Here is a 15,578-nt window from a genome sequence, read left to right on the forward strand (position 1 = left end):
CCGCACCACCCGTCCGGTCCTGTCGCCGGGTCGACGCGCGTGCCACGCTCGGGCACGACCCCCGCCCCGGGGACGTCCGCGCCGGGAGGTCGCCAGGTGTCGTTCGGAGCCGTGCCGCCCACCGCGGACGAGATCCGGCGCGCCCTGGGCCCCGCGCCCGTGCGCCGGTCCCGCGTGCCGGCCCTGCTGACGACCGGCGCGCTGCTCGTCGCCGTCGCGCTCGGGATGTCCTGGTGGGCGCGCACGTACGGCCCGGCCGCGCGGCCGCCGGCCGGTGTCGAGGAGAGCCGCACGCCCCTCTCGGCTCCCCCGCTGGTCCCGGCCGACTCGGGCGCGTACGCGTTCCTGCAGACGCAGGACGACGGCTCGTCCCCCGTCGCGTGGAGCCCGTGCCGGCCGATCCACTGGGTGCTGCGCCCGTCCGGTGCGCCGGACGGCGGCGACGCGCTGCTCGCCGCCGCGTTCGCGGACGTCGCCGCCGCGACGGGCCTGACGTTCGTCGCCGACGGCCCGACCGACGAGGCCCCGGCCGACGAGCGCGACGTGTACCAGCCCGACCGGTACGGGCGGCGGTGGGCACCCGTGCTCGTCGCGTGGTCCGACCCCGGCGAGCACGCCGCGCTCGCCGGGACGGTGGCCGGCAGCGCGGGCGGCACGTCGGTCACCGCCGACGGGTACGCCGTGTACGTGAGCGGTCAGCTCGTGCTCGACGCCCCGCAGATCGCCGACCTGCTGACGTCGCCGAACGGCAGCGCGGTGGCGCGCGCGGTCGTCACGCACGAGCTGGCGCACGTCGTGGGCCTGGCGCACGTCGACGACCCCGGCCAGCTCATGCACCCGACCGCGGACGTCCGGCAGGTCGCGCTGGGACCGGGCGACCGCGAGGGGCTCGCCCTGCTCGGCGCGGGCCGGTGCGCCCCGCACCTGTGAGGCGCGCCCTGCGAGGACCCCCGCACCCTTCGACCCGCGCCCTGTGAGGACACCGTGCAGGAACCGTGACGCGCACCACCTTCCCAGGTTCGCCGCGTAGCCTCCCTCGCGGACACCGACCCCGACCTCCGCAGGAGCCCGTCATCGCCAGGCCCATCGTGCTCGTCCACGGCACCCGCACGTCGTCGGCGATCTGGTCCCCGCAGGTCGACGCGCTGCGCGCCTCCGGGCACCCGACCCTGGCGATCGACCTGCCCGGGCACGGCACGCGGACCGCCGAGCGCTTCACGCTGGAGGGTGCGCTGCGCGCGATCGACGACGCCGTGTCGAGCTGCGGCGAGCCGCCGCTGCTCGTCGGGCTCTCGCTCGGCGGGTACACCGCGCTCGCGTACGCGGGCCGGTACGAGCAGCGCATCGCGGGCGTCGTGCTTGCGGGCTGCTCGACCGAGATCCGGGGCAAGCCGGTCTCGCTGTACCGCCGGGGCGCGCACCACGTGACGCGCTGGTTCGGCCTCGGCCAGGGCACGTGGCACGTCGTGACCGACATGCTCACCGCGATGGCCGGGTACTCGCCGCTGCGCGACCTGCGCCGCCTGCTGCTGCCGGTGTGGCTCGTCAACGGGGCCCGCGACCCGCTGCGACTCGACGAGCGCCGCTACCTGCGGGCCCTGCCCGGCGCCCGGCTCACGGTCGTGCCGCGCGCCGGTCACGACGTGAACTCGCACGCCCCCGCCGCGTTCAACCGCGTCCTGCTGGACGCGCTGCGCGAGCTCACGCACCGCACGCCGCAGCCCGTCTGACGCACCCGCCGCCGGCCCCGTGGTGAGGGCGCGGCGACGACGCTGCCGACGGCGGATCCGCCCACGGCAGCGCCGACCCCCACGGCGTGCGCGGCGCGCGCAGGGTGGGGACATGACCACGCAGACCCGATCCAGCGCCTTCGACGACGAGCTGCTCGCGCGGCTCGCCCACGACCGCGTCCTCGTCCTGGGCACCGCGCTCGACGAGCACGTCGGCAACCGCCTGTGCCACCAGCTCGTGCTGCTCGCGACCGAGGACCCCACCGCGGACATCACGCTGTGGATCAGCTCGCCCGGCGGGTCCGTCGCGGCGATGCTCGCGATCCACGACGTCATGCGGCTCGTCCCCAACGACGTGCGCACCGTCGCGGTCGGCACGGCCGCGAGCGCGGGGCAGTTCCTGCTCTCGGCGGGCACGCCCGGCAAGCGGTTCGCGCTGCCCCACGCGCGCGTGCTGCTGCACCAGGGCTCCGCCGGGATCGGCGGCTCGGCCGTCGACGTCGAGCTGCAGGCCGACGAGCTGCGGCACACGCGCGACACCGTGCTCGGCCTGATCGCGGAGCACACCGGCCAGAGCGTCGAGCGCGTGCGTGAGGACTCGCTGCGCGACCGGTGGTTCACGGCGCAGGAGGCGCTCGCGTACGGGTTCGTCGACGCGGTCGCGGAGCGGCTCACGGACGTCCGGCCGTCGGGCACGCTGCGCGGCGTCGTCGGCATCGGCGGGACGGGGTTCGGCGCGTGAGCGGCTACCTGGTGCCGAACGTGCTGGAGCGGCACGGCGCAGTCGAGCGGTCCGTCGACGTGTTCAGCCGCCTGCTGTCCGAGCGGATCGTCTACCTCGGCACCGAGATCGACGACGGGGTCGCGAACGTGCTGGTCGCGCAGCTCATCCACCTCGAGGCCGAGTCGGCGGAGCAGCCGATCCGGCTGTACGTGAACTCGCCCGGCGGGTCGCCGTCGGCGATGCTCGCGGTGTACGACGCGATGCAGTACGTGCGCCCCGCGGTCGAGACGATCTGCGTCGGTCAGGCCGCGTCGACCGCGGCGGTGCTGCTGGCGGGCGGCGCGCCGGGGCGGCGCGCGGTCCTGGCGCACGGCCGCGTGGTGCTGCACCAGCCGTCGACGCGCGGCGAGGGCACGATCCCCGACCTCATCCTCGCGGCGGACGAGGTGGTGCGCGTGCGCGGCCAGCTCGAGGAGGTGCTCGCGCGGCACACCGGCAAGGACGTGGCGACGCTGCGCCGCGACACCGACCGTGACCTGGTGCTCACGGCCGAGCAGGCGGTCGCGTACGGCATCGCGGACCACGTGCTCGCGTCGCGCGACGCGTGAGGGCGTCAGCATCCGGGGCCGCCGGGGGTCCCGGACGCCGACGTGCGGCCTCGCCGCGGCGGGCGGCGCGTCAGGCGGCAAGCAGCGCGTCAGGCGGCAAGCAGCACCGCGGCGGCGGGCGCCGCCGGTCCGGCGCAGCCGAGCACGTCCACGGTGGGGCCGCCGGTGAGGACGACGTGCAGGTCCCGGAGCGACGCGTCCCCGGACGACGCGGCCCCCGACCGCGCGTCCCCGGAGGGCGCGGGGGCCGTGGCGTCGACGACGGCCCCGTGGAGCACGAGCGCGCCCGGCTGGACGTCCCTGCGGTCGTCGAGCGGCTGACGGTCGAACGCGCGGCCGGCGTCGTCGCGGGCGCCGTGCCCGCGGCCGTCGTGATCCCGCTCCGTCCTGCTCGGTGCACGGTCGCGCGCGGTGCGTGCGTCGGCGTCGAGCGCGGTGGCGATGCCGTGCGCGAGGTCGACGAGGGTCAGCCCGAGCGCGTCGGTCAGCGCGGCGAGCACCTCGGAGGACGGCTCCTTGCGTCCGCGCTCGACCTCGGACAGGTACTGGGGCGAGAGCCGCGCACGGGCGGCGACGTCGACGAGACGCAGCGCACGCTCCTCGCGGGCGGCCCGCAGGAGCGCGCCGATCGTGCGCCGCCACGACGACGGGTGGCGGTGCACGGGCGTGAGCGTCACGGCACGGGGCTCCATGGCCCGAACCTAGCGACGCCCGCCGCCGCGCGCGGGCCGATCCGCTGACGGCAGAACGCCGTCAGCGGGACGCCGGGGGCGACGCCTCGCCGCCGCGGTCGGCCGTCGTCCGCGGCGGCGGTGGATCACCGGTCCTTCTCGGCGAGCTCGCGGAACTCGTCCGGCACCGTGTGCAGGCGCGGCATCGCGGCGGGCAGGTAGCCGACGGCGTGGGCGCCGAACCGCGCGCGCACGGCGTCGACGGAGCGGTCGACGGCCCAGCGCGCCGCGCCGTGCTCGGACCCGGGGCGGCGCGGGTCGTCGGGGTGCAGCGCGAGCTCGAGCTGCAGCGCCTCCTGCTCGACGATGCCGGTGACCGACACCGCGAGCAGCGTGATCTCGACGTCGCGGCCGGGCTGGTCACGGATCGCCTGCCACGCGAGCTGCTCGGCGACCTCGGTGAGGGTGAGCGTCGTCGCGACCGGGCCCGGCAGGGTCAGCGAGCGCGTGACGGACCGCATGCCGGGGAACCGCACCCGGACGGTCACGGTGCGCCCGGCGCGGCCCTTCGCGCGCAGCCGCCCGGCGACCCGGTCCGCGAGGTGGCTGAGCACCTCGCGCACGAGCGCGGGCGTCGCGACCTGCCGCCCGAGCGCCGACTGCGCACCCACCGACCGCGCGCGTCCGACCCCCGCGACGCGGCGCGGGTCGTCGTTGTGCGCGAGGGCCGACATGCGTGCGCCGGTCGCGTGGCCGAGGATCCGCTCGACGGCGTCCGACGGGGTGCGCGCGAGCTCGCCGATGGTCGTGATGCCGCGCTCCGCGAGCCGCTCGCGCGCGACGGGCCCGACGCCCCACATGAGCCCGACGGGCAGCGGGTCGAGGAACGCGCGCTCACGCTCGGGCTCGACGACCACGAGGCCGTCGGGCTTGGCGACCTGCGACGCGATCTTGGCGAGGTGCTTGGTGCGCGCGACGCCCACCGAGATCGGCAGGCCGACCTCGGCGCGGACGCGGCGGCGCAGCAGCGCCGCGATCTGCGCGGGCGGCCCGAACAGGTGCGTCGAGCCGGAGACGTCGAGGAACGCCTCGTCGATCGAGATCCGCTCGACCGCCGGCGTGACGTCGCCGAGGATCTCCATGACGCGGTCGGCGAGCGGCTGGTACTCGCGGAACCGCCCGGGCACGAACCGCAGCGCCGGGCACAGCCGCGCAGCCCGCCACCCCTGCATGCCGCCCGCGACGCCGTAGGCCTTGGCCTCGTACGACGCGGCGAGCACCACACCGCCCTGCGCGCTGCCGCCGACGGCGATGGGGCGGCCGCGCAGCGTCGGGTCCAGCAGCTGCTCGACCGACGCGTAGAACGCGTCGAGGTCGGCGTGCAGGATCGTGGCCCCGGACATGACCCGATGCTAGTCGAACACCTGTTCGATCGACAACGCCCCGACGCACCCGCCCCCACCCCCGCCCACCTGCCGAGCGCGGGGTTCAGCCGGTCACGGGATGCGAGAAGCGGCCGAACCCCGCGGTCGACCGGTGCGACAAGGTCGAGGCCGAGGGGGTACCGGGCGGGGTCAGGTCGACGAGGCGGCGGGTCCGCCGTCGGGCGTCCGGGAGTCGGCGGGACCGGCGGGCGCCGGCTCGCCGTCGGCCTGCGTGGCGACGACCCGCTCGCCGCGAGAGTCGTTCGTGGAGTCGCCGCGGACGCCCTCGTCGCGCGCGTCGTCGGCGTCGTCCTCGCCCTCGTCCATCGGTGGGTCGAGCGTGCGCAGGTGCGAGTAGACCGCCCACGCCACGGCGACCAGCGGCACCGAGATCACGGCGCCGAGGATGCCCGCGGTGAGCGTGCCGGCGGTCACCGCGAGCGCGACGACCACGGGGTGCAGGGACACCTGCTTGCCCATGATGAGCGGCTGCAGCACGTGCCCCTCGAGCTGCCCGATCAGCGCGATCCCGACGCCCACGAAGACCGCCGACCACAGCCCGTTCGCGGCGAGCGCGACGATCATCGCGACGACCATGGCGGCCGGTGCGCCGATGAGCGGGATGAACGCGCCGATGAACACGAGCACCGCGAGCGGCGCGGCGAGCGGCACGCCCATGATCGTGAGCAGCGTGAACGCGAGGATCCCGTCGGTGAACGCGATGATCACGGTGCCGCGCGTGTAGCCGGAGAACGTGTACCAGCCGGCCGCTCCCGCGGTCATCCAGGTCTCGCGGTTGCGGGCGGGGAGCTGGTTGAGGAACCACGTCCACATCGACGACCCGCGCGCCAGGAAGAAGATCGTGCAGAAGATCGCGAGCGCGAGCGCGGTGAACCCGACGGCCACGGAGCCGGCGCTGGCCGCGGCCTGGCTCGCGAGGTCGCCCGCGTGCTCCTGGACCCACTTGAGCCCGTTGTCGATCCACTCGGCGATCTGCTCGTTCGTGATCGTGAACGGCAGCGAGCCGCTCTCGAGGTAGTCGGTGATCTGGTTGATGCCGGTCGCGAACTGCTTGCTGAGGTTGTCCCACTGCGTCGCGATCGAGTACCCGACGTACGTGAGCATGCCGAGGAAGAACAGGATCCCGGTGAGCAGCGACAGGGCCGTGGCCAGCCCGCGCGGCATCACCTTGTCCATGACGTCGACGAGCGGCCGCAGCACGGCCGTGAAGACGAGCGCGAGGAACACGGCGACGAACAGCAGCGTGACGCGCGACGTGGCGTAGAACACGACGACCACGGCCGCGAGCACCACGAGCAGGCGCCACGAGACCCCCGCCGAGCGGCGCAGCCACCGCGGGGCGGTCTCCTCGTGGCCCGTCACGGCCGCGTTGCGCCGCCCGCCCGCCACCTTGCGGGCCGCGGGACTGATGGCCCCGGCCGCCGAACGGGCCCCTGCCGCCTCGCCCATGCCCTGGACCTCCCGCCCGTCGTGAACGCCGTCACGTGCAGTCTGCCCCCGGCGGCGACCTGCGGCCCGACGACCCGCCCACGTGGCGCGGGCCTCACGCCCCCGTGCGAGGACCACCCCCGCACCGTGGTATGTTTTCTGCCGCGCCGAGGCGCCCGGAAGGGCACTCGACGACCACCTGTCCGGGTGGCGGAATGGCAGACGCGCTAGCTTGAGGTGCTAGTGCCCGCAAGGGCGTGGGGGTTCAAGTCCCCCTCCGGACACTCGTTGAGACAGCGACCTGAAGGCCCCTGCACCGCGGAGACGTGGAGCGGGGGCCTTCGTGGTTCCCGGGAGCGGCGCGCCACCGTTCGTCCCGGGTGTGCCGGCCGTCACGCCACGCCGGCGCTGCTCCCCCGCAGGATCGACGACATCTTCTTGCCGCGCGCGACCTCGTCGACGAGCTTGTCGAGGTACCGGATGCGCTGCATGAGCGGGTCCTCGACGTCCTCGACGCGGATCCCGCAGATCAGCCCGGTGATGAGCGACGCGTCGGGGTTCATGCGCGGCGCGGCGGCGAAGAACTCCTCGAACGTGACCTCGTCGGCGAGGGCCCGGGCCAGGCCGTCGGCGTCGTAGCCGGTGAGCCACGTGATGACGCGGTCGACGTCGGCCGCGTCGCGGCCCTTGCGCTCGACCTTCGCGACGTACAGCGGGTAGACGCTCGCGACGCTCGTGCCGAAGATGCGGTGACCGGCCATGGTGGTCCTCCCTCGTCGTGCACGATCGTACGGACGGTGGTGTCGTGTCCCGAGCACCCCCGCCACCCACCTACGCTGTCCCGCGATGATCTCTCGTGCCGAAGGGGCGTTCCTGGGTGCCGTCCGGGCGTTCCAGAACCCCATGCTGGACCTGCTCCACAAGCGGCACGCCCCGCTCGTCGTCGCGCTGCTCTCGCTCGTGTTCACGGCGGAGCGCCCGACCGTGCCCGTCGCCGACGCGCACACCGAGGTCGGCGACGCGCTCGACCAGCTGCGCGCGGCGGGGCACGGCGACGCGCTGCCGGTGGGCAGCGCGCGCGACCTGTGCCGGCAGTGGGCGGACGCGGGGTGGCTCGTGCGGCAGGTGCTCGACGACGACGTCGAGGTGTACCGGCTCTCGGCGCACGCCGTGGGCGCGCTCGAGGTCGCAGGCCGCGCGGGCGGGGCGCGGGCGCGCGTGTCGCAGTCGCGCGTGCGGACGCTGCTGGACGCGGTCGAGCGGCTCGCGGCCGACGCGGACCCGGACGTCATGGTGCGCATCGCGCGGCTCGACGCCGAGGTGAAGCGGCTGCAGGCGGAGATCGCGCGGCTCGAGCGCACGGGCGTGGTCGAGGAGGTCGACGACGACGAGCTGCTCGAGGAGGCCGAGAACGTCCTGCACCTCGTGCGCGAGCTGCCCGCGGACTTCGCGCGCGTCGCCGAGTCGATCAAGGCCATGCAGCGCGACGTCGTGACGGCGCTGCGGCAGGACGAGCGACCGACGGGCGACGTGCTGCGCGAGTACCTGCAGCGCGGCGAGCAGGTCATGGACGCGACGCCCGAGGGCCGCGCGTTCTCGGGCGCGCTGCGCCTGCTGGGCGACCCGCACCGGCTCGACGAGCTCGCGACGCAGCTCGACACCGTGCTGCGGCACCGGTTCGCGGCACGTCTGCCGTCGCGGCGGCGGGCTGAGCTGCGCGACGTCGTGCGGCGCATCGAGCAGGGGCTGGACCAGGTGTTCGCGGCGCAGCGCGAGGCGTCGTACGTCATCACCGCGCAGGTGCGCAACCACGACCCGCTGCGCGACCGGCAGGTCGACGACCTGCTGCGCGACGTCATGACGGGCCTGCAGGAGTGGCTGCCGGGCACGCGCCGCGCGCAGGGCGTCGCACCGTTGCGCCGCCTGCCGGTCGCCGACGTCGAGCACCTGCGGCAGACGCCCGGGGACCTGCGCCCCGCGCAGGCGCCCGACGCGCTGCCCGAGTGGGACGACGACGTGGCCGTGACGGACGCGGACGCGCGCGCGTGGGGCGGCCCGCACTACGCCGACCTCGACGCGCACCTGCGCGCGTTCGGCGCGGACTCCCCCGCGGTCGACCTCGCGGCGGCGTTCAGCGCGGCGCCGCCCGAGCTGCGGCGGCCGGTGGACCTGCTGGGCCTGCTGGAGCTCGCGCACCAGCGCGGCATGACGGAGAGCGACGAGCTGGCGTTCGTGGACGCGGTCCGGCCCGACGGCACGCGCCGCCGGTTCGCGTTCGGCGCGACGAGCACGAGGACGAGGGACGAGAGCGATGACTGACACCGACGTCGTCCGGGACGACGCCGACGGGGACACCGCGGACGGCGGCTTCATCGCGCCGGTCGCGATGGAGGACGACCCGGCCGAGCTGTTCGCGGGCGACACGGGCACGCTCGACGCCGACGTGCGGCGCGTGCTCGTGCGGCTGCTGCAGCGGCGGTTCCTGCTGGCGGAGCGGCACCGCGCGCAGTGGCGCACGCTGCTCGAGAACCAGCAGGTCATCGAGTCGCGCCTGCACGACCTGTTCGTGCACCTCGTCGTCGACCACGAGCGCGGCATCGCGTACAAGCGGCAGGTGCGCTCGGCCGAGCTCGACGTGCCGGTGCTGCTGCGCGACGAGCCGTACACGCGCGCCGAGACGCTCGTGCTCGTGCACCTGCGCACGGTGTTCCAGCGCGAGCGCGGCGCCGGTGAGACGTCGGCGCGCGTCGACGTCGAGGAGCTCGAGGCGACGGCGCTGACGTACTTCGACCCCGACGACACGAACGTCGCGGCGCACCAGCGCGAGATCCGCACCGCGATCGCGCGCCTGGTCAAGGACGGCGTGGTCGACGAGGAGTCCGAGGGCCGCTACCGCGTGACGCCGCTGGTCGAGGTCGTGCTGAGCAACGAGCGGCTCACCGAGCTGCGCGAGTGGCTGCGGGCGCGCGACGACGCGGGCGCCGCCGCAGTCACGGCGGCCGTCGCCGGAACGGACGACGACGCCCCCGACGACGCGACGGACGAGCCCACGGACGTGGAGCCGGACGACGAGCCGGACGACGACGCGGATCCTGCCGACGGTCGGACCGCGCCGGACGACGAGGACGACGAGGACGACGAGGACGGGCCCGGCCCGGGCGCGATCACGCTCGACGACGCCGTGCGCGACGACGAGGCGCACGACGACACGTCGTCGGACGACGCCGACGCGCCCACCGAGCCGGTGCGCCTGCGCGAGGACGAGGACGAGGACGAGGACGAGGAGACGGCACCGTGACGATGGTCGACTCGCTGTTCGGGCTGATCCCCGCGGCGTCGACGGGTCAGCAGTGGGTCGCGCTCGACCTGCAGCTCGTCAACTGGGGCGGGTACGACGGCTACCACCGCGTGCGGCTGGCCTCGACGGCGACGCTGCTGTCGGGCGGGTCCGGCTCGGGCAAGTCGACGCTCATGGACGCGTACATCGCGCTGCTGATGCCGCACACGACGCCGTTCAACGGCGCGTCCAACGGCGGCGTCGTGGGGCGTCCGCGCGGCAAGGACCAGCGCAACATCCTGTCCTACGCGCGCGGCAAGCTCGACGAGTCCCGCACCGAGGAGGGCACGCGCGAGCGCGTGCTGCGCGGTGACGGCAAGGACACGTGGTCGGCGATCGCGATGACGTGGGCCGACCAGTCGGGCACGCGGTTCACGGCCGTGCGCGCGTGGTACGTGCCGTCGGCGGCGCGCACGCTCGAGGACGTCGGCGCGGTCCGCGCGACGTGCGACGGGCCGTTCGACCTGCGCGACCTCGAGGCCGCCGCGGGTCAGCGGCTCGTGCGCACCGCGGTCGGCGCGGCGGGGCTCACGTGCTTCGACACCGACCGCGAGTTCACGTCGCGACTGCACTCGACGCTCGGCATCGGCGCCGCGGGCGACGGCGCCAAGGCCGTCGCGCTGCTGGGTCGCATCCAGGCCGGGCAGCAGATCACGACGGTCGACGCGCTGTACAAGGCGATGGTCCTCGAGGAGCCGGACACGTTCGCGACGGCCGACGCCGTCGTCGAGCAGTTCGACAAGCTCAGCGGCACGCGCGAGCAGATGATCACGGCACGCCAGCAGGTCAAGGCGCTCGAGCCGATCCGCGAGCACCGGGCCGCGATCGAGGAGGCCGCGGCACGCCTGCGCGTGGTCGACGCGGTCGGCGGGTTCGACGACGGCACGTCGCCCGCCGCGGTGTGGCGCCACGAGCGGCGGCTGGGGCTGCTGCGCGAGGTCGAGGCCGACCTGCAGGGGCGGCACCGCGAGGCGCAGCGGCTCGCGGCCGAGACGTCGGCGCGGATCGCGGCGGCACGCGCCGAGCTCGACGGCGTCAAGGAGACGCTGTGGGCGTCGGGCGGCGACCGGCTCGCGACCGCGCAGCGCGAGCTGCGGGGCGTCGCGGCACGGCTCGAGGAGGTCACGCGGGCCCGCGCACGGCTCGACGAGGTGCTGACGTCGACGCTCGGCGAGTCGGTCGCGTCGCTCGACGAGTTCACCGACCTCGTCGCCCGCGCGCGGCACGCGCTGGCCGACACCGACGCGAAGGCGAACGCGCGGCAGGCGCTGTTCGACGCGATGTCGGAGCGCAAGGAGGCCGCGGCCGACCTCGCGGTGCTGCGCCGCGACCACGGCGACGCGCGGCACCGGCACGACAACGTGCCGGGCGACCTGCACGCGACCCGGGCCGCGGTGGCCGAGGCCGCGGGCCTGACGCCCGAGGACCTGCCGTTCGTCGCCGAGCTGGTCGAGGTGCGCACCGAGCACGAGCCGTGGCGCGAGGCGTTCAACCTCGCGCTCGGCGGGTTCGCGACCCTCATGCTCATCGACGTCGCGCACCTGCAGTCGTTCCGCCGCGCGATCGACCAGGTCCGCACGGGGCGTCGTCTGCGGTTCGAGGGCGTGCCGACGGGGCTGCGCGACGACGTCGGCCTCGACGGGCGCACCATGCCGGGGCGGCTGGACTACCGGCAGAGCCCGTTCACGGGATGGCTCAAGGGTGAGCTCGCGTCGCGGTTCGCGTACGTGTGCGTCGACACGCCCGGCGAGCTCGCGCAGCACGAGAAGGCGCTGACGCGCGGCGGGCAGGTGTCCGAGGGGCGCCGCGGCGCGCACGGCGGGCAGGGCAAGCCGAACGTGCTGGGCTTCACCAACACGCGTCGGCTGGCGGACCTCGAGCGGCAGCTCGAGCGCGCCGAGGAGCGGCTGGCGGCCGCGACGGCGCGCGTCGACGAGGCCGAGGCCGCGTGGGACCGGCACGACTCGACGCTGCGCGCGTACACCGCGGTCGTCGAGCTCACGTGGGACCAGGTCGACGTCGAGGGCGTCACGGCCGAGCAGGCGCGCTGGGAGCGGGTCGTCGGCGAGGTCACGTCGGGCAACCCCGACGTCGTGCAGCTGCAGCGTCGTGCGTCCGAGCTGGAGGTGCTGATCCAGGACCTCACCGAGCAGCTGGGCCGCACCAAGGGCACGGCGACGAGCCTCGGCGAGCAGTGGTCGACGACCACGGACGCGGTCGACGCGGCGCAGGGCGCGCTCGACACCGCGCAGGACGCGGGCACGCAGCTCGACGCCGAGCAGCGCGCGTACCTCGAGCGCGTGCTCGGCGGCGCGGAGCCCGACCTGCCGCGCGCCGGTGAGCACGCGAGCGACCCGGCGGCGGCGCTCGCGACGTTCGACGCCGTGGTCGCGCGCGCGGCGGACCTGCTGCGCGCCGACCGGCAGTCCGCGCAGCAGACCGTCGCGGGCGGCCGCGACGCGCTGCGGCGCACGTTCGAGACGTTCGTCGAGCGCTGGCCCGACCCGAACCTCGGCACCGACCCGGACGCGTCGTACGGCGACTTCGAGCGGATCCTCGTCGAGCTCGAGACGCAGGGGCTGCACGAGCTCGAGGCGGAGTGGCGCGCGAGCCTGCTGCGCCTGTCGGGCAACGACCTCGCGGACCTGCACACGGCGCTGTCGCGGTCGGTGCGCGAGATCAAGGAGCGCATCCGGCCGGTCAACGACATCCTCGCGGACCTGCCGTTCGCGGACGACGACCACCGCCTGCGGATCGACGCGCGCGACACGCAGTCGACCGTGGTGGCGCGGTTCCGCAAGGAGCTGCGCGACCTGCGCGAGGTGCTCGCGACCGACGCGACCGACGCCGAGCGCGAGCGCCGCTACCACCGCATGGCCAAGGTCATCGACCGGATCCGGCGCACGTCCCCCGACTTCGTCGACCTCGTCGACGTGCGCCGGCACGTGCGGCTGTCCGCCGAGAAGGTCGACCTCGAGGGGCAGCACGTCGCGCTGTACGACCACATCGGCGAGAAGTCCGGCGGCGAGTCGCAGGAGCTCGTGGCGTTCATCGTGGGTGCGGCGCTGCGCTACCAGCTCGGCGACGCGGGTGCCGCGCGCCCCCGGTACGCGCCGGTGTTCCTCGACGAGGCCCTCATCAAGGCCGACGCGCGGTTCACGGGCCGCGCGATCGGTGCGTGGCGCGGGCTGGGGTTCCAGCTCATCATCGGTGCGCCGAACGACAAGTTCAGCGCGCTCGAGCCGCACGTCGACCTCAAGTACGTCGTGCTCAAGGACGCCGCGGGCCGCTCGCGGACCAAGGCCGTCGCGGGCGTCGCGGCGGACGCGTCGTGACCGCGCACGCCGGCACCGACGTCGCGGCCATGTCCGCGCGTGCCGTGGCGGTGCGCGAGCTGTTCGCGCGGCGCGCGGCCGACTCGTCCACGCGCCCGTGGACGACCGAGGAGATCATGCTCGGCTTCGTCGGCGACGTGGGCGACCTCGCCAAGCTCGTGCAGGGCAAGGAGGGCGTGCGCCCGCGCGCCGACCTCGACGCCGCGCTCGCGCACGAGCTCGCCGACTGCCTGTGGTCGGTGCTCGTGCTGGCCGACGCGTACGGCGTCGACCTGCCCGCGGCGTTCGACGCGACGATGGACGACCTGACGGCGCGGCTGTCGCCAAGCGTGGCGCCTGGCACCTGACGCGCGCGGGATCTGGTCACGTCGACGACGCGGGCCCTCGTCACTGGTCAGATCTGTGACCAGTTCCGAGGTCCGACGGCTCGCCCGTGACCAGATGGGGCGTCGTGCCTGGCGGGCGCCCGCCGAACGGGTTCCGTCCCCGGGCGGCGAGCACCGCGCACCCGGCGCCGACCGACACCGTCGCGGCTGCCGTCGCGAGCATCCACGTGACGGACTCGTCGCCGCCGGAGAAGCCGATCAGCAGCACGAGGTTGACCATCCAGTGCAGCACCGTCGCGAGGACCACACGCTGCCCGACCCCACGCCCCGCCGTGAGCGTGGCCAGCAGCAGCGAGAGGCCGACCGCCGCGACGACGAACAGGCCGTAGACCACCGGCCCGGCGGCCGCCACGTGCAGGTGCCCGAGGCCGAACAGCAGACCCGTGACGACGGCGGCGGGCACGAGCCGCAGCCGGGTCTCGAGGGCAGGCTGCACCACGCCGCGCCACCCCACCTCCTCGCCCGCGGCGCCCACGAGCTGGAGCACGAGCACGACCGCGAGCGGAGCGGGGAGCGTCGCGGGGTCGAGCACCGGCCAGCGGGAGCCGCTGAGGGCCGCGACGAGCAGCACGACTCCCCCGACGCCGGCCGCCGCGACCAGCGAGACGAGCGACGGCCGCGACCACCCACGGGCGGTGACGACCGGCGCCGGCACACGGCCCCGCCACAGGGCCCAGACGACCAGCGCACCGCACGCCGTCGCCAGCTGTGTCAGGACGATCACGGACGTCGGCCACCCGGTGGCGTCCTGCACGGCCACCAGCACCGGCGACGCGACCGCCGACACCACGACGAACACGAGCAGCACCGCCCAGACCGGGGCGGCGGCCGCGGTCGGTGTCGGTGCCGGTCCCGGACGGTCGCTGCGGACGTCGGTCATGGCCGGCCCCCTCCCCCTGCGCACGTGACGGCCGTCACGTGCTGCGCGCGCATCCTGCCACGTCGCGCCGCCCCACCACTGGCACTTCCGTGCCCCGATGTCATCGGGCCGACCACGACCGGGCAGCGGCGCTCGCGTTGGCCGCACGGCGGACGCACGGCGGACCCGCGGCGCGCGCTGGGCGCAGCGGTCGTGCTCCTCGCCGTCGCGCGACGCGTCACCGGGACCTCGTCGTGCGGGACGTCGCCTGGTGGAGTCTGCCGCCGCCCGAACGACAACTCGTCGCGCTCGAGCCGCACGTCGTCCTCGATCACGTCGTGCTCGAGGACGGTGCCCGCCGGTCGCGGACCAAGGCCGTCGCGGGCGCGCGGACGACGCGTCCTGACGGCCGGACCACGGCCGCGCGGGACGTTCCGCGGGCACTGTGCTCGAGGTGTCCGGCGGTGACCTGCGACGTCGCCGTCGAGCGGGTGAGATCGCGGGCGAAGGGCGTTTCATTCCGTTGCGCCCGGGAATCAGGCGAGCCTAGCGTGTGACGCAAGTCACAGTTCGGGGGCGCTGCGACCGGGTCATCCCAGCCCCCGAGGGGGCACGGATGGACCAGCAGAGCTTTGCCCGGATCGTCGATCGTGCGCAGAAGGACCCGGAGTACCTGAGAGCGCTCGTCTTCGCGCCCGAGACCCTGGTGCCGGACGTCAAGGATCACCTCACGCGACGCCAGCTCGGCGCCGCACTGTCCAAGAGCCCGGCCGAGGTCATCGCCCGGACGATCGGGATCGACCAGTACTGCGGCAACACCTGTACGTCGAGCTGCGACAACACCTGCGGCGGCAGCTGCGGCTTCACGACCAACCTCACGGACGAGGTGGCCGCACGGGTCACGTACTTCGCACGCGACCTCGAGCAGATCGCGGAGTGCGGGAACACCTGCACGTCCAGCTGCGACAACACCTGCGGCGACAGCTGCGGGTTCACCACGAACCTCACCGACTTCGGCAGCATCGCCGCGCGCGGCGGTCAGGCCTTCCGCTGAG

General features: G+C 75.0%; 14 protein-coding genes and 1 tRNA gene. 10 read left to right on the plus strand and 5 right to left on the minus strand.

The genetic code is table 11. The annotated features are described in order from the left end of the window. Positions 1-96: 96 nt before the first annotated feature. The 4 genes from GY42_RS05240 to GY42_RS05255 all read left to right on the plus strand — a co-directional run bounded on the left by GY42_RS05240 (position 97) and on the right by GY42_RS05255 (position 3,062). Complete coding sequence (locus tag GY42_RS05240) at positions 97-930, plus strand: matrixin family metalloprotease (protein ID WP_052748217.1); 834 nt, start codon at positions 97-99, stop codon at positions 928-930. Positions 931-1,088: 158 nt separating this feature from the next. Further along, positions 1,089-1,730 carry an alpha/beta fold hydrolase gene (locus GY42_RS05245; RefSeq protein WP_046528529.1) on the plus strand — a complete coding sequence of 214 codons (642 nt, stop codon included), beginning with the start codon at positions 1,089-1,091 and terminating at the stop codon, positions 1,728-1,730. A 112-nt stretch (positions 1,731-1,842) separates the two neighbouring features. Then, on the plus strand, positions 1,843-2,472 hold the full coding sequence (locus GY42_RS05250) for a ClpP family protease (RefSeq protein WP_046528530.1): 630 nt from the start codon (positions 1,843-1,845) through the stop codon (positions 2,470-2,472). Beyond that, a complete protein-coding gene (locus GY42_RS05255) occupies positions 2,469-3,062 on the plus strand; it encodes a ClpP family protease (RefSeq protein ID WP_046528531.1) in 594 nt (197 codons plus the stop codon). Before GY42_RS05250 ends, GY42_RS05255 begins: the two co-directional genes overlap by 4 nt. Before the next feature lie 89 nt (positions 3,063-3,151). Here GY42_RS05255 and GY42_RS18080 read toward each other — a convergent pair whose 3' ends face one another. From GY42_RS18080 to GY42_RS05270, 3 genes are all read right to left on the minus strand, one after another. Beyond that, the gene (locus GY42_RS18080) at positions 3,152-3,754 is read right to left on the minus strand and encodes a helix-turn-helix domain-containing protein (protein WP_052748218.1); all 603 of its coding nucleotides are present in this window, start codon (positions 3,752-3,754) and stop codon (positions 3,152-3,154) included. A gap of 125 nt (positions 3,755-3,879) precedes the next feature. Next, entirely contained in the window at positions 3,880-5,136 is a 1,257-nt protein-coding gene (dinB, locus tag GY42_RS05265; protein WP_046528532.1) for a DNA polymerase IV, read from the minus strand. Between the two features lie 171 nt (positions 5,137-5,307). Then, complete coding sequence (locus GY42_RS05270; protein WP_082131361.1) at positions 5,308-6,627, minus strand: AI-2E family transporter; 1,320 nt, start codon at positions 6,625-6,627, stop codon at positions 5,308-5,310. A 180-nt stretch (positions 6,628-6,807) separates the two neighbouring features. Between GY42_RS05270 and GY42_RS05275 the strand changes: the two genes are divergently transcribed. Beyond that, positions 6,808-6,890, plus strand: a tRNA-Leu gene (locus tag GY42_RS05275). 108 nt (positions 6,891-6,998) lie between these two features. On the opposite strand, the gene GY42_RS05280 is transcribed toward GY42_RS05275, so the two are convergent. Continuing rightward, positions 6,999-7,367, minus strand: a complete 369-nt coding sequence (locus GY42_RS05280) for a DUF2200 domain-containing protein (protein WP_046528533.1) — start codon at positions 7,365-7,367, stop codon at positions 6,999-7,001. Positions 7,368-7,452: 85 nt separating this feature from the next. Here GY42_RS05280 and GY42_RS05285 point away from each other — a divergent pair, with 85 nt between their 5' ends. Genes GY42_RS05285 through GY42_RS05300 form a run of 4 tightly spaced genes read left to right on the plus strand, consistent with a single transcriptional unit; the run spans position 7,453 to position 13,625 of the window. Continuing rightward, positions 7,453-8,925 (plus strand): DUF3375 domain-containing protein, encoded by a 1,473-nt coding sequence (locus GY42_RS05285; RefSeq protein WP_046528534.1) that lies wholly within the window; start codon positions 7,453-7,455, stop codon positions 8,923-8,925. Continuing rightward, positions 8,918-9,904: a DUF4194 domain-containing protein gene (locus tag GY42_RS05290; protein ID WP_082131362.1), complete on the plus strand. Its 987-nt coding sequence runs from the start codon at positions 8,918-8,920 to the stop codon at positions 9,902-9,904. The genes GY42_RS05285 and GY42_RS05290 overlap by 8 nt, the downstream gene beginning before the upstream one ends. Beyond that, entirely contained in the window at positions 9,901-13,278 is a 3,378-nt protein-coding gene (locus tag GY42_RS05295) for an ATP-binding protein (protein WP_046528535.1), read from the plus strand. Before GY42_RS05290 ends, GY42_RS05295 begins: the two co-directional genes overlap by 4 nt. Continuing rightward, positions 13,275-13,625, plus strand: a complete 351-nt coding sequence (locus tag GY42_RS05300; RefSeq protein WP_236686717.1) for a MazG nucleotide pyrophosphohydrolase domain-containing protein — start codon at positions 13,275-13,277, stop codon at positions 13,623-13,625. Before GY42_RS05295 ends, GY42_RS05300 begins: the two co-directional genes overlap by 4 nt. A 40-nt stretch (positions 13,626-13,665) precedes the next feature. Here GY42_RS05300 and GY42_RS19330 read toward each other — a convergent pair whose 3' ends face one another. Next, positions 13,666-14,544, minus strand: coding sequence for a CPBP family intramembrane glutamic endopeptidase (locus GY42_RS19330; protein WP_046528536.1), 879 nt, complete (start codon positions 14,542-14,544; stop codon positions 13,666-13,668). 595 nt (positions 14,545-15,139) lie between these two features. On the opposite strand from GY42_RS19330, the gene GY42_RS05310 reads away from it, so the two are divergent. Next, positions 15,140-15,577: a hypothetical protein gene (locus GY42_RS05310; protein WP_052748219.1), complete on the plus strand. Its 438-nt coding sequence runs from the start codon at positions 15,140-15,142 to the stop codon at positions 15,575-15,577. Position 15,578 lies beyond the last annotated feature (1 nt).

The organism is Cellulomonas sp. FA1, assembly GCF_000986825.1.
Taxonomy (GTDB): domain Bacteria; phylum Actinomycetota; class Actinomycetes; order Actinomycetales; family Cellulomonadaceae; genus Cellulomonas; species Cellulomonas iranensis.